This is a genomic window from Streptomyces caniscabiei (genome assembly GCF_014930365.1).
Taxonomy (GTDB): Bacteria; Actinomycetota; Actinomycetes; order Streptomycetales; family Streptomycetaceae; genus Streptomyces; species Streptomyces caniscabiei.
On the sequence record NZ_JABXWI010000011.1, the window covers coordinates 49,541 to 66,214 of the forward strand.

The 16,674-nt window shown below is 71.7% G+C and carries 14 protein-coding genes; 4 read left to right on the forward strand and 10 right to left on the reverse strand.

The window, feature by feature from the left end:
• Nucleotides 1–96 precede the first annotated feature (96 nt).
• The 4 genes from fxsA to HW837_RS28645 all read right to left on the reverse strand — a co-directional run bounded on the left by fxsA (nucleotide 97) and on the right by HW837_RS28645 (nucleotide 4,401).
• Entirely contained in the window at nucleotides 97–687 is a 591-nt protein-coding gene (fxsA, locus tag HW837_RS28630) for an FxsA family membrane protein (protein ID WP_045557297.1), read from the reverse strand.
• 46 nt (nucleotides 688–733) lie between these two features.
• Entirely contained in the window at nucleotides 734–1,570 is an 837-nt protein-coding gene (locus tag HW837_RS28635) for a polyprenol monophosphomannose synthase (protein ID WP_045557296.1), read from the reverse strand.
• Nucleotides 1,571–2,163: 593 nt separating this feature from the next.
• Entirely contained in the window at nucleotides 2,164–3,768 is a 1,605-nt protein-coding gene (locus HW837_RS28640) for an amidohydrolase (protein WP_045557295.1), read from the reverse strand.
• 192 nt (nucleotides 3,769–3,960) lie between these two features.
• Nucleotides 3,961–4,401 carry an Lrp/AsnC family transcriptional regulator gene (locus tag HW837_RS28645; protein ID WP_033532524.1) on the reverse strand — a complete coding sequence of 147 codons (441 nt, stop codon included), beginning with the start codon at nucleotides 4,399–4,401 and terminating at the stop codon, nucleotides 3,961–3,963.
• 268 nt (nucleotides 4,402–4,669) lie between these two features.
• Between HW837_RS28645 and HW837_RS28650 the strand changes: the two genes are divergently transcribed.
• Nucleotides 4,670–5,128 (forward strand): hypothetical protein, encoded by a 459-nt coding sequence (locus tag HW837_RS28650; protein WP_045557294.1) that lies wholly within the window; start codon nucleotides 4,670–4,672, stop codon nucleotides 5,126–5,128.
• 395 nt (nucleotides 5,129–5,523) lie between these two features.
• Here the strand turns inward: HW837_RS28650 and HW837_RS28655 are convergent, their stop codons facing one another.
• Nucleotides 5,524–6,702 carry an acyl-CoA dehydrogenase family protein gene (locus tag HW837_RS28655; RefSeq protein WP_086785468.1) on the reverse strand — a complete coding sequence of 393 codons (1,179 nt, stop codon included), beginning with the start codon at nucleotides 6,700–6,702 and terminating at the stop codon, nucleotides 5,524–5,526.
• A gap of 357 nt (nucleotides 6,703–7,059) precedes the next feature.
• On the opposite strand from HW837_RS28655, the gene HW837_RS28660 reads away from it, so the two are divergent.
• On the forward strand, nucleotides 7,060–8,322 hold the full coding sequence (locus HW837_RS28660; RefSeq protein WP_045557292.1) for a glycoside hydrolase family 18 protein: 1,263 nt from the start codon (nucleotides 7,060–7,062) through the stop codon (nucleotides 8,320–8,322).
• Between the two features lie 87 nt (nucleotides 8,323–8,409).
• Here HW837_RS28660 and HW837_RS28665 read toward each other — a convergent pair whose 3' ends face one another.
• From HW837_RS28665 to HW837_RS28675, 3 genes are all read right to left on the reverse strand, one after another.
• Complete coding sequence (locus HW837_RS28665; RefSeq protein WP_177261789.1) at nucleotides 8,410–9,069, reverse strand: TetR/AcrR family transcriptional regulator; 660 nt, start codon at nucleotides 9,067–9,069, stop codon at nucleotides 8,410–8,412.
• A gap of 103 nt (nucleotides 9,070–9,172) precedes the next feature.
• The gene (locus HW837_RS28670) at nucleotides 9,173–9,319 is read right to left on the reverse strand and encodes an SCO1431 family membrane protein (RefSeq protein WP_107073705.1); all 147 of its coding nucleotides are present in this window, start codon (nucleotides 9,317–9,319) and stop codon (nucleotides 9,173–9,175) included.
• A gap of 149 nt (nucleotides 9,320–9,468) precedes the next feature.
• On the reverse strand, nucleotides 9,469–10,851 hold the full coding sequence (locus HW837_RS28675; RefSeq protein WP_193380497.1) for a peptidase C39 family protein: 1,383 nt from the start codon (nucleotides 10,849–10,851) through the stop codon (nucleotides 9,469–9,471).
• A gap of 172 nt (nucleotides 10,852–11,023) precedes the next feature.
• Here HW837_RS28675 and HW837_RS28680 point away from each other — a divergent pair, with 172 nt between their 5' ends.
• Together HW837_RS28680 and HW837_RS28685 are read left to right on the forward strand one after the other, a co-directional pair.
• A complete protein-coding gene (locus tag HW837_RS28680; RefSeq protein WP_193380496.1) occupies nucleotides 11,024–11,677 on the forward strand; it encodes a uridine kinase family protein in 654 nt (217 codons plus the stop codon).
• Between the two features lie 434 nt (nucleotides 11,678–12,111).
• Nucleotides 12,112–13,983: an AAA family ATPase gene (locus HW837_RS28685; protein WP_045557289.1), complete on the forward strand. Its 1,872-nt coding sequence runs from the start codon at nucleotides 12,112–12,114 to the stop codon at nucleotides 13,981–13,983.
• A 195-nt stretch (nucleotides 13,984–14,178) separates the two neighbouring features.
• Here the strand turns inward: HW837_RS28685 and HW837_RS28690 are convergent, their stop codons facing one another.
• Nucleotides 14,179–15,267 (reverse strand): hemolysin family protein, encoded by a 1,089-nt coding sequence (locus tag HW837_RS28690; RefSeq protein WP_045557288.1) that lies wholly within the window; start codon nucleotides 15,265–15,267, stop codon nucleotides 14,179–14,181.
• Nucleotides 15,264–16,661, reverse strand: coding sequence for a hemolysin family protein (locus tag HW837_RS28695; protein ID WP_045557287.1), 1,398 nt, complete (start codon nucleotides 16,659–16,661; stop codon nucleotides 15,264–15,266). Before HW837_RS28695 ends, HW837_RS28690 begins: the two co-directional genes overlap by 4 nt.
• Nucleotides 16,662–16,674: the final 13 nt, after the last annotated feature.

The following is a 16,674-nucleotide window of genomic DNA, read 5'->3' on the forward strand; positions in this document are numbered from 1 at the left end:
GCGCGACCAGCCCCCACCGAACGGACGCCTGGGGGTCGAAGGGGCGCAGCCCCTGGAGGAAGGGACGGGTAGGGGCGGCGGGGGCGAGAAAACCCGTCAGCGGTCCAGCGGCGGATAGGGCCCGGCCGACGGCGCGTCGTCCCTGATCACCTCACCCTGCACGACCTTCCCGTCGGGCCGATGCATACGCGCCTGCTGAAACGCGTCCCCGAAACTCCCCGCCCCGGCCTCACGGATCTTCCGCTCGAAGGTCCGCTCCGTATACCGCCCCAACGCCTTCTGCACCGGCGGAATCAGCAGCACCAGCCCCACCACGTCCGAGACCAGCCCCGGCAGCATCAGCAGCAGACCCCCCAGCATCAGGAAGCCGTTGCCCTCGCTCTTCCCGGAGCCCGACCCGGATCCGGACCCGGCCTCGGCCTCGAACGCCCCGCCCTGCTGCTGTTGCAGCGTCTCGGACAGTGCCCGGAACGCCCGCCGCCCGGCTCGCTTGACCACCGCCGAGCCGCCGACGAACCCGGCGACGAGCAGCAGGAAGACCGCGAACCCGCCGGCCGCGCCCGCGACCACCGTGAGCAGCCAGATCTCCAGCACCAGCCACGCGGCGACACCCAGCGGCAGAAACGTGCGCAGCCGGGAACGCCGGGGCCGGGCAGGGTGGGTCGAGGACGGAACGCCAGTCGTCATGCTCCCAGTGTGCCTGGCCCGGGCTCAGCACGGGATAAGGGGATGATCAGACCTTCTTGTCGTCCGGTCCCGGCGCCCCGTCGTTCCGTCCCAGCTTGTCGTCCCGCCCCAGGACCTTGCCGACCCGCTCCCCCACACCCCACGCCGTGACCCGCCACAGCGCCTCGACGAGGATGTCCCGGCTCATCTTGGAGTCGCCCAGCTCGCGCTCCACGAAGGTGATGGGCACCTCGACGACGTGGTAGCCCGCCTTGATCGCGCGGCGGGCGAGGTCGACCTGGAAGCAGTACCCCTGGGAGGCGACCTCGTCGAGGCCCAGCCCTTCGAGGGTCTCGCGGCGGAACGCCCGGTAGCCGCCGGTGACGTCACGGACGGGGACGTCGAGCAGCACTCGGGAGTAGAGGCTGCCGCCGCGGGAGATGAACTCGCGGGACTTGGGCCAGTTCACCACGCGCCCGCCCGGCACCCAGCGGGAGCCGAGGACGAGGTCGGCGCCCTTGAGCGCGGTGAGCAGCCGGGGCAGTTCCTCGGGCTGGTGGGAGCCGTCGGCGTCCATCTCGATGAGGACGCCGTAGCCGTTCTCCATGCCCCAGCGGAAACCCGCGAGATAGGCCGCGCCGAGTCCTTCCTTGCCCTTGCGGTGCAGCACCTGGACCTGTTCGTCCTCGACGGCCAGCTCGTCGGCGAGCTTGCCGGTGCCGTCGGGGCTGTTGTCGTCGGCCACCAGGACGTGCGCGTCGGGAACGGCCTTGCGCACCCGGCCCACGATCGCCTTGATGTTCTCCGCCTCGTTGTAGGTCGGGATGATCACCAAGGCAGTGCCGAGCGGGCCGAACCGCCTCTCCTGGCCTTGAGCCGCGAGGGTCCCGTCGCCGTCGTTCACTGCTGCCCCTTCAAGTCCTCCGTACGCAGGGGACCACCATAGTGGCCACGGCCTGCGATGGAGTGTCGACCGGTGTCCAGAGGGGTGCCGATTCAACAGGGGGTGTGCGGGAGCGCGCTCTGCGTAGCCTGTGCGCGGCCTTGGAAGATCTCGCCCGCCCCGGCACCGGGCAGCGGAGCGGGGAGACCACTGCGGATGGGGGCCCGACGCCCTTCGGGCCGACCTGGGGCCCGCTGGCTGCGGGTCGACCGAAAGCCGTTGTCTACTGAGCGTCCGGGCCCCACCCGGGTCGCACCTACCCGACCGGGCCGGAACGTTCCCTCGCCGGAGCGCGAACCCTGGGCCTGGCTCCCAGCGGTGGTGCGCCGGTGCGGCACACCGCCCCTGACCCAGCGGCGCTTCGACGACCGCGCGGAAGTTCCCCGGTCGGACGTCCGGTGGTGGACCCGGCAGAACCTACCCGCCCCCTGCCGTCAACTGTCAACCGCCGCCTGACCTGCGGCGATATCCTCAAATACCTGGTCGGCGGGGAGGATCCGCAGGTCGCGCGGCGCGCCGGCGGGCCATGATCGGCTTCCTGCCGTCCCGGGAGATCACTCGCCCGGCCGTACGAAGACCGTGCGCCCGGCCACCACGGTCCGCAGACAGACGGGCAGGTCGGAGCCGGGGCTCAGGTCGGGCAGGCCGGGGGTGCCGGAACGGGGGTCGGTGGACCAGCGGGCGACGCGGTCGTCGGGGGCCTGGACGACGAGTTCGCCGGTGCGCCACACCGCGTAGTCCGCGGGGGCGCCCGGGACGAGGACGCCCGCGTCGTCGCGTCCGATCGCCCGCCAGCCGCCCCGTGTGTGCGCCGTGAACGCGGCGCGCACGGAGATCCGGTGCTCCGGCGTGCGGTGGAACGCGGCCGCGCGGACGGTGCCCCAGGGGTCGAGGGCCGTGACCGGGCTGTCGGAACCGAAAGCCAGGGGCACACCGGCGCGCAGCAGGGCCGCGAACGGGTTCAGGGTGCGGGCACGGTCGACGCCCAGCCGCTGGGCGTACATGCCCTCCTCCCCGCCCCACAGCGCGTCGAACGCGGGCTGGACGGAGGCGGTGAGACCGAGTTCGGCGAAGGCGGCGACGGTGTCCGGGGTGAGCATCTCGGCGTGCTCGACGCGATGCCGGGCCGCCTTCACCCGGGCCGGGCCGACCTTCTCGGCCGCCGCGCGCACGCCTTCCACCACGGAGGCCACCGCGGCGTCCCCGATGGCGTGGAAGCCCGCCTGGAGACCCGCCTCGGTACAGGCGACCACATGGGCGGCGACGGCGTCGGCGTCCAGGTAGGTCGTGCCGGTGTGGGCGGCGTCGGCGTACGGCTCGTGCAGGCACGCGGTGTGCGAGCCGAGGGCGCCGTCGACGAAGAGGTCCCCGGCGGCACCGACCGCGCCGAGGGCGCGCGCCTTCTCGACGTCGCGCTCCGCCCAGTAGCCGACCACGCGCGGGCCGGGCTCCTCGGCGGAGAGCCGCAGCAGATCGGTGAAGTCGGCCTCGGAGGAGATCTCGGGGCCCGCGCACTCGTGGACCGAGCCGATGCCGAGCGAGGCGGCGTGGGCGAGGGCGGCGCGCTGGGCCTCGGTGCGCTGGGCGGGGGTGATGGCGCCGAGGGCGGTGGCGCGTACGGCGTGGTGGGCGTCGCGGGTGAGCGGGCCGTCCTCGACGGCACCGACGCCCGGGACCAGGTCCAGCAGGGCGGTGGTGACGACCGCGGAGTGGACGTCGATCCGGCTCAGGTAGAGCGGGCGGCCGCCGGTGGCCTCGTCGAGTTCGGCGCGGGTCGGGGGGCGGCCCCCGGGCCAGCGGGCGGCGTCCCAGCCGTGGCCGAGGAGGACGCGGTCGGAGGGGCGGGCGGCAGCGAATTCCCGTACGAGAACGAGCGCGGCCTCCAGGGAGGGGGCGGCGGAGAGGTCGAGCCCGGTGAGCGCGAGGCCGGTGGCGGTGGTGTGCACATGGGCGTCGGTGAAGGCCGGGGTGACCAGGGCACCTTCGAGGTCGACCACCTCGTCGACGCCGGCCGCGAAGGCGTCGGCGGCACCCTCGGAGCCGACCCAGGCGACCTGGCCGTGCTCCACGACCATCGCGGTGGCGAACGGGTCGGCGGGGCTGTGGACTTCTCCACCGCGGAGCAGGACGGTCTTCGACGGGGCGGCGCGATCACTCATGGGGACAGTCTCGCGTGTGCGAGGTGCCGCGATGCACGTGGGCCGCGGTTTCCGGGTACCCGGCGCTGTCGGCTGTGCCCACCCTCCCCCGCTCTCGGCTTCGCTCGAGCGGGAGGTGCCCCCATCGCCCTGCGGAACGATTGCCCACAGTGGTGAACGGCCGACGGCCTTCCGCCGCCCGCACCGCGCCGCTCAGATCCTCGGGGGCCTCGCCTCGTACGGCGTGGACAGGACGACCGTCGTCCGCGTCGAGACGCCGGCCAGGGACCGGAGCCTCGCCAGCAGTTCCTCCAGTTCGTGCGGGGTCGCCACACGGACCTTGAGGATGTAGTTCTCGTCGCCGGCGACGCTGTGGCAGGCCTCGATCTCCGGTACGCCCGCGAGGCGTTCGGCGATGTCGTCGGGGGCGCTGGGGTCGAACGGTTTGACCGAGATGAACGCGGTCATCGGCAGCCCGACGGCCTCCGGGTCGACGACCGCGGCGTAGCCCCGGATGACGCCACGCTGCTCGAGTCGGCGCACACGCTGATGCACCGCCGACGTGGACAGGCCCGTGGCCTTGCCCAGGTCGGTGTAGCTCATCCGCCCGTCCGCGACGAGCAGCTGCACGATCTGTCGGTCCAGCTCCTCCATGGCGCAAGAACCTACAGGGCGGTTGATCTCCTCCGGTACCTGAGCGGCGCAGGTCATGCCCGGTTCGTGATGTGCCTGAGAGCCGACTGTGAGCCATACGGGTGACAGCCGGACCATGTGGGGCACCTGCGAGCGGCATGTGACGAAGACCACAGCACCCGAACAGGCTTCGTGATGATCTCGTGATTACCTCCGAGACGGGACGGGAAGTGCTTGCTGTGGTCGAGGCCGCAGTGCCGTCACGGCCCAGCCCGAGGGGGAGAATCCCATGCAGAGTCTTAAGCGCCCTGGTCGTACCGCACCCAAGCGGCTCCAGGCGGTCGTCGAGCCCGAGCCGGAGGGCGTCGAACCGGACGACGAGTTCGACGCGTACGACACCTTCGAGATGTACCGGGTGATCTGCCCGGACTGCGCTCAGCCCATCGCGCTGCTGTCCGAGGAGGACAGCCTGCCCGAGCACGCGCGCGTCCTGTCGCCGTGGAACCCGTTCGGGCTCACGGCCTGCGCCGGCACCGGCCGTTCGGCTAGCGAGGCCCGCTCGGCGGACGAGTCCGTGGAGCCGCAGGAGCAGGAGACCGCGCTTCTGCTGACGCTCCCTCAGGGCCTCGACTGGCGGACCCAGCCCTTCTCGCACGTCGGCGGCCCGGGCTCGCGCCCGATGCGCGTGCCGGTGATGCGGCGTCAGCAGCCCGAGCCGCGCCAGGCCGATCAGCGCCAGGCCGCCTGATTCCGGGCCCGGTCGGGCCCACCACGTCCGTGCCCCGGCGGGCAGGTCCGTCCTGCCCCGTTCGGTTCGGGCGCGAACTCAGACACGATTCCCGAGAACGGTGACCGGCTCGCCCTCGTGCGCGTTGGCCCGGTATGACCCCTACTTTTTCGGTGACCGGGAGTCGGCGTCACATCTACGTGCCGGCTTCGGCAGAATCGCTTCCGCAAGGGTCGGCCCAGCAGCAGGACCCGCCCATCTACCGGGCGTTGATGCGTACATGGGCCGACCGGGGCCGCACTCTGCCGGGGCGTCACGATCCGGAGTGGGTGCGACTGGCGACGCCGCCGAGCGGCCTCGACCAGTTCGGCACCCCCGCGGACCCTTCGCGGCGCCCGACTTCTTCCGTGGTTCGTTCAGCGTGACTCGGGCCCCGCGAGGTGGCGGGCGATGACCATCCGCTGGATCTGATTGGTGCCCTCGACGATCTGGAGCACCTTGGCCTCGCGCATGTATCGCTCGGCGGGGAAGTCCGCGGTGTAGCCGTACCCGCCGAGGATCTGGACGGCGTCCGTGGTGACCTTCATCGCGGCGTCGGTGCACAGCAGCTTCGCCATGGCCGCCTGCTTGGAGAACGGCCTGCCCGCGTCCCGCAGCCGGGCGGCGGAGAGGTAGAGCGCGCGGCCCGCCTCCACCTGCGTCGCCATGTCCGCGAGCATGAAGCGCAGTCCCTGGAAGTCGGAGATCGGCCGACCGAACTGCTGCCGCCCGGTGGCGTAGGCGACCGCTTCGTCCAGTGCCGCCTGGGCCACGCCGATCGCGCAGGCCGCGATGCCGAGCCGCCCGGAGTCGAGCGCGGACAGGGCGATGGCGAAACCCTGGCCTTCCTCGCCGATCCGCCGGCTGTCGGCGACGCGCACCCCGTCGAAGTGGAGCTGCGCGGTGGGTGAGCCCTTCATGCCCATCTTCTTCTCGGGCGCCGCGGCGCTGAGCCCCTCGGCGTCGCCCGGCACCAGGAAGGCCGTGATGCCCCGGGAGCCGGAGCCCTCGCCGCCCGTGCGGGCCATGACCGTGTAGAAGTCCGCGATGCCGCCGTGGGTGATCCAGGCCTTGGTGCCGGTGAGGACCCAGTCGTCACCGTCGCGCACGGCCTTGGTCCGCAGGGACGCGGCGTCCGAGCCGGAGGAGGGCTCGGAGAGGCAGTACGCGCCGAGCAGACGGCCGCCGAGCATCGCCGGCAGGTGCTCGACCTGCTGCTCCTTGGTGCCGTAGTTGGCGAGGGCGTGGCAGGCGAGGGTATGGACACTGACCCCGAGGCCGACGGTGAGCCGGGCCATGGCCAGCTCTTCCAGCGCCTGGAGATAGACCTCGTAGGGCTGGTCGCCGCCGCCGTGTTCCGCGTCGTACGGCAGGCCGAGCAGTCCCGACCCGGAGAGCAGGCCGAAGAGTTCGCGGGGGAAGCGGCCGGCGTCCTCCTCCTCGGCCGCGTGCGGGGCGATCTCCCGCTGTGCGATCTCACGGACGAGCGAGATCAGATCCCGGGCCTCTTCCGTGGGCAGTTGACGGTCCACCGGCTGCGCGGCGCGGTCGGGCATGGCGACGCTCTCCTCCCTGTCGGGCACTGCGGCGGACACGCACCGGGGATGAGGTGGTGCCGCCGGGTCTCACGTGCCACGGCCGATGGTCCTCCTCCGGATCACGGAAGCCGCTGATCAGCGGCGGTGGCGCTTGGAGTATGCCCGATCCGGAGCAGCGAGTCACCAGTTAACGACCGTTCATTAGGACACATTCGAAGACCGCCGCGCTCTAGCCGGAATTGGTCCGAACCATTGACCACAATGGTCTAGTCCTCTACGTTCTCCCCCATCGACGCGACACCGCGTCCACACCCCCCGGCACAGCAGGTCCAGGCAGCACCATCCGTCGCCCAGCTCCCCTCCCCCGGAGTCACGATGCTCAGACCGCACAGCCCCCGCGTCCCCGTCAGGACGCTTGTCGCCGCCACGTGTTGCGCCGCCCTCGGCGGCGGGCTCCTCGCCGGAGCGGGCACCGCGACCGCCACCTCCGCGCAGCCCGCCTCCGCACAGCCCGGCTCCCCGCAGCGCGCTCCCGGCGCGGCACCGTCCAAGGTCGTCGGCTACTTCATCGACTGGGGCATCTACGACCGCAAGTACTACGTCAAGAACATCGAGACGTCCGGCTCGGCGAAGAAGCTCACGCACATCAACTACGCCTTCGGGAACGTCGTCGACGGCAAGTGCGCCCTCGGCGACTCCTGGGCGGACACCGACAAGCCCTTCACCGCCGAGGAGTCCGTGGACGGCGTCGCGGACACCGCGGACCAGCCGCTGAGCGGAAACTTCAACCAGCTGCTCAAGCTGAAGAAGCTGCACCCGAAGCTCAAGATCGTCTGGTCGTTCGGCGGCTGGACCTGGTCCGGCGGCTTCGGCGAGGCAGCGAAGGATCCTGAGGCCTTCGCGAACTCCTGCTACGACCTCGTGGAGAACTCCCGGTGGAAGGAGGTCTTCGACGGCATCGACATCGACTGGGAGTACCCCAACGCCTGCGGCCTGACCTGCGACACCAGTGGCGGCGAGGCCTTCGAGGACCTGATGGCCGCACTGCGCAAACGATTCGGCAAGAAGGAGCTGGTCACCGCGGCCATCACGGCCGACGCCAAGCCCGGCGGCAAGATCGACGCGGCGGACTACGCGGGCGCGGCCAAGTACGTCGACTGGTACAACCCGATGACCTACGACTACTTCGGCTCCTGGGACGCGACCACCGCCCCGCACTCGCCGCTGTACCCGTACCCGGGCATCGCCGACCCGCACTTCAACACCGCCGCCACCATCCAGAAGCTGAAGAGCCTCGGCATCCCGTCCTCCAAGCTGCTGCTCGGCATCGGCTTCTACGGCCGCGGCTGGACCGGCGTCACGCAGTCGGCGCCCGGCGGCACGGCGACCGGCCCGGCGGCGGGTACGTACGAGGCGGGCTACGAGGACTACAAGGTGCTCAAGGAGAAGTGCCCGGCGAACGGGATCGTCGGTGGCACCGCGTACGCCAAGTGCGGTGACGACTGGTGGAGTTACGACACCCCGCGCACCATCAGGGGGAAGATGGCGTACCAGCACGCCCAGGGCCTCGGCGGCACCTTCTTCTGGGAGCTGAGCGGCGACACGGCCGACGGTGAGCTGATCAAGGCGATCAAGTAACCGCCGCGACGGGGGACTCGGGGTGGGGGTCGGTCGGCGGACCCCCACCCCGGGCGCGTTCCCGGGTGGCACGGGCCGTGCGGGCGCTCAGATGTCCCGGCGGGCGGGCTCCGGCGCGAGATACGCCGGGGCGAGTTCCTCGATGGCGCGCAGCGAGCCGCCCAGCATCTTGACGAGCAGGTCGCGCATGGTTTCGCGGGGCAGTTCCGGGCGGTCGATCCAGTCGAGGGTGGCGCCCTCGACCGCGCACACCCAGCCGAACAGGCCCATGCGGGCGACCGGTTCGATGTCGGTCCTGCCGTAGGCGCCCTCGGCGATGGTGGCGACGATCGCCTCGCGGACGCCGTCCCGGATGGCGTGCACCTGGGTGTCGAATCCGACCCCGCCGCTGACGATCGTGCGGTAGGCGGCCTGGTTGTCCTCCGCGTACCGCAGATAGCAGTCTATGGTCCGGTGGACCCGCTCCACGGGCGGCAGTTGGAGTCCGCTCGCCGCGAAGGTGATCAGGTCGGCCACCGAGTCCTCGACGATCGCGAGGTAGTAGCCGCGCTTGGACTTGAAGTAGTAGTAGATCAGTCCCTTGGCCACGTGCGCCTGTCGCGCGATGTCGTCCATCGACAACGTGTCGTACGAGGTGTCGGCGAACAACTTGCGCCCGATGGAGATGAGTTCGGCGCGGCGCGCCAGCGAACGGTCGGTGCCACGAGCCCGCGGCGGCTCGACTCCACGCTGTTGACTGCTATTCAATTTCGGTCCTGGTCTCCAACTGCCAGCGGGACAACCGCAGTATCGCAGACGCTCACCACCAGCTTGTTCGACTCTGATCGACAGAATCGACCGGCGGCTCAGGTCACAGCAGACCCAGCTGGGCCACCAGCATCGCGACGACCACGACCAGGGTCCAGCCCATCACGTGCTCGACGATCTTCGGGCCGTCGTCCTCGGGCCCGCCCGTGCGGGTCCGGACGCGGGTGGCGGTGGCGGAGGTCGCGGTCATGGCAGCTCGCTGGTGTGATCGGTAAGCGGTGGGCTCCCCCCACCGCCGCGTCCACCTTGCCACCGCTTGGGCGGTTCGCGGCCGAGACCTTGGTCACACGTCGGTGCGGCCCCCGGTCGCCCGGGGGCCGCACCGCACGGTCGGCCGTGTCAGCGGATGCCCACCGCAGCGAGCGCCGCGCGCTGGCGGGCCGTGGGCCGCGCCGGGAAGTACAGGTAGCAGACGCCGCCGGTGCCGGAGACGACCTTGCCGGAGGCGTTGTACCGCTTGGTGCGCAACCAGATGTTCTCCCACTCGCGCCGGCGGTAGACCCGGCGCACCGCCTCGTTGGTCGGGGAGTTCGGGTCGTTGGCGATGACGTCGCCGTCGGCGGTGAAGCCGATCACCGTCATCAGGTGCCCGGAGGTGCCGTACCCCGCGCCCGTCAGCTCCTCCGCGAGGAACGACTGGGAGGTGATCACCGGGATGCCCGCCGCGATCAGCGTCTCCAGGTCGGTGAGCGAGCCCAGCCGGGTCACCACGCCCTGCATGTCCTGGTAGGTGGCGGCGTACGCGGCGTTGAAGGGCCAGTTGCCGCAGCCCTCGTACTGGTAGTCGAAGGTGAACCGCGCCGCGTGGCACACCTGCGGGTCCGCGAACGCCGGGTCGACCCAGGCCAGGTCGGCGGCGGTGGGCTTCCGGCCCCAGAACTCTATGACCATCTGCGAGGAGGTGGGGCTGCACCAGGCCTCGCCGCCGTTGTCGTACTCGGGGTACTGGCCCTTGTGCGTCTCCTGCGAGTAGCGCGGGACGTTCAGCTCCCGCGCGATCCCCGGGGTCGAGGCGGGGACGGTGAAGCGGTCGGGGACGTCGGAGCCCATGGCGCCGAGCCGCCAGACCGTGGGGGTGAGCCGGGTGCCGGGCGTGCGGTACAGGGTCAGGCGCAGCCGGTACGAGGCCAGGCGCAGGCCGGTCGCCGGGTCGTCGATCGCGAAGGTGTCCGTCCAGACGCTGCTCCTGCCGTCCTTCTGTCCGTCGACGGAGGTGCGTCTGATGTCCCGGTCACCGGCCGCCCACCGGCCGAGCACGTACCAGGGCGTGTCGGTGCCGTCGGAGTACGTGCCCTGGAGCTCGATCCCGATCCAGGTGCCGTCGGGGGTGTGCGCGTTCCAGGAGGCGACGGCCTCGGTGGCGGGCACCGTGAGCGGGTGGACCGGGGAGGTCCAGGTCGCGTACTCCCAGGCGGCCGTGCGCCCGGTGTGCGGGTCGGTGTAGTCGGCGGTACCGAGCGGGGCGCCGATCACCAGCCCCGGCCGCGTCCCCGCCTTCGCCACGGTGCCCCGGGCACTGCCCGAGCACCAGTCGGTGTACGAGGTCCAGGCGCGGTGGTCGGTGGAGCGTTCCGGTGCTCGTGCGGGGCGGGCGGGGGCTGCGCCCCGGCCGCTCTTGGTGTCCGCGACCGCCTGGCTCGTCGCTCCTGCGGCCGCCGCGGCGGCGGTGGCGACGGCTGCGGTCAGGACGGTCCTGCGGGACGGCTCGGAGAGGCTCGTCATCTGCGGGTGACCCCCAGTGGTCCGGAAGAAACGGTTCAGACGCACGGCTGTTCGCCCACTATGGACGCCGGGGAACGACTTCTGCCAGCACCTCGCACCGCGCCACGCCCGCCAATATTGGTCGACACCAGTGGCGTATCCCGAGGCCGCGCGCACGGTGTTCAATCCCCGTATGCACCTCTCCCCCGCTCCCGAGGACCCCGCCCTCGACCAGCTCGTCGCCCGGCTGCGGCGGCTGCCGCCCTCCTGCGGGCCGGTCCGGCTGGTGGGGGTCGACGGGCACGCCGGTTCCGGGAAGAGCACCTTCGCCGGGCGGCTGGCCGACGCGCTCGGCGGTGCCCCCGTCCTGCACCTGGACGACATCGCCACGCACGAGGAGCTGTTCGCGTGGACGGACCGCCTGCTGGAGCAGGTGATCGAACCGCTGCGCGACGGGCGGAGCGCGCGCTATGCCCCGTACGACTGGCGCGAGCGCCGCTTCGGTCCCGCGCGGGGGCTGCCGAGCGCGCCCGTGGTCGTCGTCGAGGGGGTGGGCGCGGGCCGGCGTGCGTTGCGGCCGCATCTGGCGCTGCTGGTGTGGATGGACATGGCGCGGGAGGATGCCTGGGCGCGGGGGCAGGCGCGGGACGGGGCGGAGCAGAGCGCGTTCTGGGGCGGGTGGGTCAGGGCGGAGCGTCGGCATTTCGCCGAGGATCCATCTCGGCCGTTCGCCGATCTGCTGATTCGGCCGGGAAACAGGGGGTACGAGGTGCTGGCGGGACCTGCGACGACTCCCGGATCGGCACCTCACCTCACTCAGGGTGACGACCCATCCGCAATGTGCTGAACTTGTGAAGACGCCCGTCCGAGAAGTTGCCCGAGTGCTCCAACTCGGCTTGACCGGGGGGCCGTACAGGTCTTACGTTCTGAATGTGCGGTCATTCGATACCGCCCGAATACGCGAAGCCCCCGATTGTTCCCCCGTGATCGGGGGCTTCGTTCTGCCTTTTTCGCGGCTTTCCGGAACTCCTGGGACACCATTCCTTCACGCTCGGTCACCGTCCGCAATGCGCCCCGTCTGCTCCCACCTCGTGGGACGAGGGCTGCGGCACCCTTCGAAGGGCGAGGGACCCGCAGGTACGATGCCCAGGGTGCGACCTTCGGACGGCTGCAGCAGCACACCGGCACAACTCCCGTCCGCGGCACAGCGGTTCGACGAAGGCTGCCGACGGGCACCGGCCCGTTCGGTTTCCAGCGGGGGCACGGTTTGTGGGGGACGTGATGGACTTCGGCTCGCGGGGCCCCGAGGCCCCGGCCGACCTCGCCTGGCTGCGAGGCGTGGACGCCTACACGATGGGCGCCTATCCGCAGGCGGAGGAGGAGTTCCGCGCCGCGGTGCGGATGGATCCGGGGATGGCCGACGGCTGGCTCGGGCTGCACGCGCTGCGGGTGGACACGACGACCGCGCTGCTGAGGATGTTCCGGCACAGGGAGCGCTTCGGGGAGCAGCGCTCCCGGCACCGCCGGACGCTCAACTCCTGGTACTGGCTGGGCTGGTGGGTGCAGCCGGTGCTGGAGAGCCCGCGTGATCTGCTCCTCGCGCACGCCTCGCACTGGCTGGACGGGCGCCATGTGCCCGAGCTGGACCGGGCGCTCGCGGGGCTGCCGCCGGTCGACGCCGACCACCAGGTGCGGTTCCTGCACGCCTGCCGCGCCTATCTGGTCAAGGACTGGGAGCAGCTGGTCCGGCACACCGATCCGCTGCTCGACGATCCCCTGCTCGGGATCGAGGCCGGCCTGTTCGGCGGGATGGCCCGGGTCCGGCTGGAGACGTACGGGCAGGCCGAGCCGCTGCTGTCCGCCGCGCTGATGCGCTGCCGCAGCGAGCAGCCGCAGCGCAAGGAGCTGCGGTACTGGCTGGCCCGCGCCCACGAGGGCACGGGGCGCAGCGCGGCCGCGCTGCCGCTGTACCGGGCCGTGCACCGGGTCGACCCCGCCTTCATGGACACCTCCGCGCGGCTGGCCGCGATCGCCGAGGGGGACGGGTACGACGACGACGCGAGCGACTTCGCCGCGATCGCGCTCGCCGGGATCGGGCAGGACGTGCTCGACGGCGACGGCCTGGAGCCGTTCTTCGACGCCGACGGCCGGGACCTCAAGGTCTCCGATCCCGGGCCGCCGTCGGGCGGGCTGCCTCCCGAGGCCGGCGACGTCTTCGTCCGGGAGAAGTCCGTGGTGCCGGTGGAGCCGCTGTCCCTGCCGGCGGGGCCGACGGATCCGGAGCTGCTGGAGGAGGCGCTGGCGGAGCTGGAGCGGATGGTCGGGCTCGAACCGGTGAAGCGGCAGGTCAAGGCGTTGTCCGCGCAGCTGAACATGGCACGGTTGCGGGCCGGGCAGGGGCTGCCCGTGCAGCCGCCCAAGCGGCACTTCGTCTTCTCCGGGCCGTCGGGGACCGGGAAGACGACCGTGGCGCGAATACTGGGCCGTGTCTTCTACGCGCTCGGGCTGCTGGGCGGCGATCACCTCGTCGAGGCGCAGCGCGCGGATCTCGTGGGCGAGTACCTCGGGCAGACCGCCGTGAAGGCCAACGAGCTGATCGACTCCGCGATCGGCGGTGTGCTGTTCGTGGACGAGGCGTACTCCCTGTCGAACTCCGGGTACGGCAAGGGGGACGCGTACGGGGACGAGGCGCTTCAGGTGCTGCTGAAGCGGGCCGAGGACAACCGGGATCATCTGGTCGTGATCCTGGCCGGCTATCCGGAGGGGATGGACCGGCTGCTGGCCGCGAACCCCGGGCTGTCGTCCCGGTTCACGACGCGGGTGGACTTTCCCTCGTACCGGCCGCTGGAGCTGACCTCCATCGGGGAGGTGCTCGCGGCGGAGAACGGGGACGTGTGGGACGAGGAGGCGCTGGACGAGTTGCGGTCCGTCTCCGGGCATGTGGTGGACCAGGGGTGGATCGACGAGCTCGGGAACGGGCGGTTCCTGCGGACGTTGTACGAGAAGAGCTGTGCGTATCGGGATCTGCGGTTGTCGGGGTATCCGTCGATTCCGACGCGGGACGATCTGTCGACGCTTCGGTTGCCGGATTTGATGCAGGCGTACGGGGAGGTCTTGTCGGGGCGGGGGCCGGGGGAGCCTTCGGCCATGTGAGGTTTTCTCGCCCCCGCCGCCCCTACCCGTCCCATCCTGAAGGGGCTGCGCCCCTTCGACCCCCAGCCGCGGGTCCGGTGGGGCTTCTCGCGCAGTTCCCCGCGCCCCTTTCGGGGGCGCGGAGAACTGCGGGAACGGGGTCCGGGGCGGAGCCCCGAGTTTTTGGCCAAGGGTCGAAGGCGGCGCGCGGCCCCTTCAGCTTGCCAGGGCCTCCTTCGGGGATTCGGCGCCCCTCGGTTCCGTCAGCCGGACCGGCCGGGGCTCGCGGTGGGCCGGGTCTCGGACCTCGCCCACCAGGAGTTCCAGGACGTCCTCCAGGGCCGCGAGGCCCAGCACCTTGCCGGAGGCGTCCGCGACCTGGGCCAGATGGGTGGCGGCCCGCCGCATGACGGTCAGCGCGTCGTCCAGCGGCAGCTCCGCGCGGAGGGTGGTCATGGGGCGCCAGATCTGCTGGGGGACGGCGCGGTCGGAGTCCTCCAGGTCGAGGACGTCCTTGACGTGGAGGTAGCGGCCCATGAAGGCGCCGGTCTCGGCCACCACCGGGAAGCGGGAGTATCCCGTGCGGGCCGTCAGCGCCACCACCTGCGCGGGGGTCACCGAAGGGCCCACCGTCACCAGGGTGTCGCGCTTGAGCAGGACGTCCGTCACCGGGCGGGAGCCCAGCTCCAGCGCGTCCTCCAGGCGCTCCTGCTCCTCGGGGTCGAGCAGCCCGGCCTGACCGGAGTCCTCGACCAGGCGGCCCAGCTGGACGCTGGTGAAGACGGCCTCGACCTCGTCCTTGGGTTCGACGTGGAAGAGCCGCAGGACCACGCGGGCGCAGGCGCCGAGACCGATCGTGACCGGCTTGCACAGCCGCGCGAAGGCCACCAGCGCCGGGCTCAGCCACAGCGCCGTCTTCTCCGGCGCCGCCATCGCGAGGTTCTTCGGCAGCATCTCCCCGATGACGAGGTGGAGGAAGACCACCACGGCGAGCGCGATGACGTAGCCCAGCGGGTGGATCATGCCGTGCGGCAGGTGGATTGCCTCGAAGAGCGGCTCCAGCAGCTTGGCCACGGTCGGCTCGGCGACCGCGCCCAGGGTGAGCGAGCAGACGGTGATGCCGAACTGGGCCGCCGCCATCATCTGCGGCAGGTTCTCCAGGCCGTAGAGGACCTGGCGGGCCCTGGTCGTCCCCAGCGGTTCGATCTGGCTGCGGCGGACCGAGACCAGCGCGAACTCGGCGCCGACGAAGAAGCCGTTGGCGAGCACGAGGAGCAGGGCGAAGAGGAGTTGGAGCACGCTCATCGGGTTGCCTCCACGGCCGAGGCGGGGCCCGTGACGGGGGTGGGCCCCGTGGCGCGGACCGCTCGGGTGACGGGGGTGGTCTCCGTGACGGGAGTGGTGCGGACGAGGCGTACGCGCTCGGCGCGGTAGTGGCCGACCTGGCGCACCGCCAGCCGCCAGCCGGGCAGCTCGGCGCGGTCGCCGGGGGCCGGAATACGGCCGAGCAGGTCGGCGACGAGGCCGGCGACCGTCTCGTACGGGCCCTCCGGGACGTCGAGGCCTATGCGCTGGAGCACATCGACCCGGCAGCTGCCGTCGGCGTCCCAGGCGAGGCGGCCGTCCTCGGGCGGGGCGGCGGCGAGTTCGGGGCGCTCGTGCCTGTCGTGCTCGTCGCGCACCTCGCCGACCAGTTCCTCGACGATGTCCTCCAGGGTCACCACGCCTGCCGTACCGCCGTACTCGTCGACCACGACGGCGATGGGCTGCTCGCTGCGCAGCCGGGCCAGGAGCGGCTGCACCGGAAGCGACTCCGGGACGAGCAGCGGGGCCTTCGCGATACGGCCGACCGGGGTGTGCAGCCGGTCGTGGGCGGGGATCGCGAGGGCGTCCTTGAGGTGGACCATGCCGACGATCTCGTCGATCCGCTCCCGGTAGACGGGAAAGCGGGAGAGGCCGGTGGCGCGGGTCAGGTTGACCACGTCCTCGGCGGTGGCCGAGGACTGCAGGGCGCTGACCTTGACGCGGGGTGTCATCACGTTCTCCGCGGTCAGGTCGCCCAGGGAGAGCGTGCGGACGAAGAGGTCGGCCGTGTCCTGCTCCAGGGCGCCGGCCTGGGCCGAGTGCCGGGCGAGGGAGACCAGTTCGCCCGGGGTGCGGGCAGAGGCCAGCTCGTCGGTGGGCTCGACGCCGAAGGCGCGGACCAGGCGGTTGGCGACCGCGTTGAGGGCGGCGATGACCGGGCGGAAGAGGCGGGAGAAGACGTGCTGGGGGCCCGCGACGAAGCGGGCTACCTGCATGGGCTTCGACACCGCCCAGTTCTTCGGGACCAGCTCGCCGATCACCATCTGCACGGCGGAGGCCAGCAGCATGCCGACGACCACGGACACCCCCGACACGGCGCCTTCGGGTATGCCGATGGCGGTGAAGGGGCCGTGGAGTATCTCCGCGAGCGCCGGTTCGGCGAGCATGCCGACGACGAGGGAGGTGATGGTGATGCCGAGCTGGGTGCCGGAGAGCTGGAAGGACAGCTCCTTGAGCGCGCCCACCACCTTGTGGGCGCGGCGGTCGCCCTCGGCTGCGGCCTTCTCGGCCTCCGGTCGCTCGACCGTGACGAGGCCGAACTCGGCGGCCACGAAGAAGCCGTTGGCGAGGATCAGCAGGAACGCGGCTCCGAGGAGCAGCAAGGGGATGGTCATGCCGCCGCCTCGG

Bases quoted from the DNA above. Each gene is read 5' to 3' on its own strand.
- fxsA (WP_045557297.1), bottom strand. From the start codon at position 687: ATGACGACTGGCGTTCCGTCCTCGACCCACCCTGCCCGGCCCCGGCGT.
- HW837_RS28640 (WP_045557295.1), bottom strand. From the start codon at position 3,768: ATGAGTGATCGCGCCGCCCCGTCGAAGACCGTCCTGCTCCGCGGTGGA.
- HW837_RS28645 (WP_033532524.1), bottom strand. From the start codon at position 4,401: ATGGAGGAGCTGGACCGACAGATCGTGCAGCTGCTCGTCGCGGACGGG.
- HW837_RS28650 (WP_045557294.1), top strand. From the start codon at position 4,670: ATGCAGAGTCTTAAGCGCCCTGGTCGTACCGCACCCAAGCGGCTCCAG.
- HW837_RS28655 (WP_086785468.1), bottom strand. From the start codon at position 6,702: ATGCCCGACCGCGCCGCGCAGCCGGTGGACCGTCAACTGCCCACGGAA.
- HW837_RS28660 (WP_045557292.1), top strand. From the start codon at position 7,060: ATGCTCAGACCGCACAGCCCCCGCGTCCCCGTCAGGACGCTTGTCGCC.
- HW837_RS28670 (WP_107073705.1), bottom strand. From the start codon at position 9,319: ATGACCGCGACCTCCGCCACCGCCACCCGCGTCCGGACCCGCACGGGC.
- HW837_RS28675 (WP_193380497.1), bottom strand. From the start codon at position 10,851: ATGACGAGCCTCTCCGAGCCGTCCCGCAGGACCGTCCTGACCGCAGCC.
- HW837_RS28680 (WP_193380496.1), top strand. From the start codon at position 11,024: ATGCACCTCTCCCCCGCTCCCGAGGACCCCGCCCTCGACCAGCTCGTC.
- HW837_RS28685 (WP_045557289.1), top strand. From the start codon at position 12,112: ATGGACTTCGGCTCGCGGGGCCCCGAGGCCCCGGCCGACCTCGCCTGG.
- HW837_RS28690 (WP_045557288.1), bottom strand. From the start codon at position 15,267: ATGAGCGTGCTCCAACTCCTCTTCGCCCTGCTCCTCGTGCTCGCCAAC.
- HW837_RS28695 (WP_045557287.1), bottom strand. From the start codon at position 16,661: ATGACCATCCCCTTGCTGCTCCTCGGAGCCGCGTTCCTGCTGATCCTC.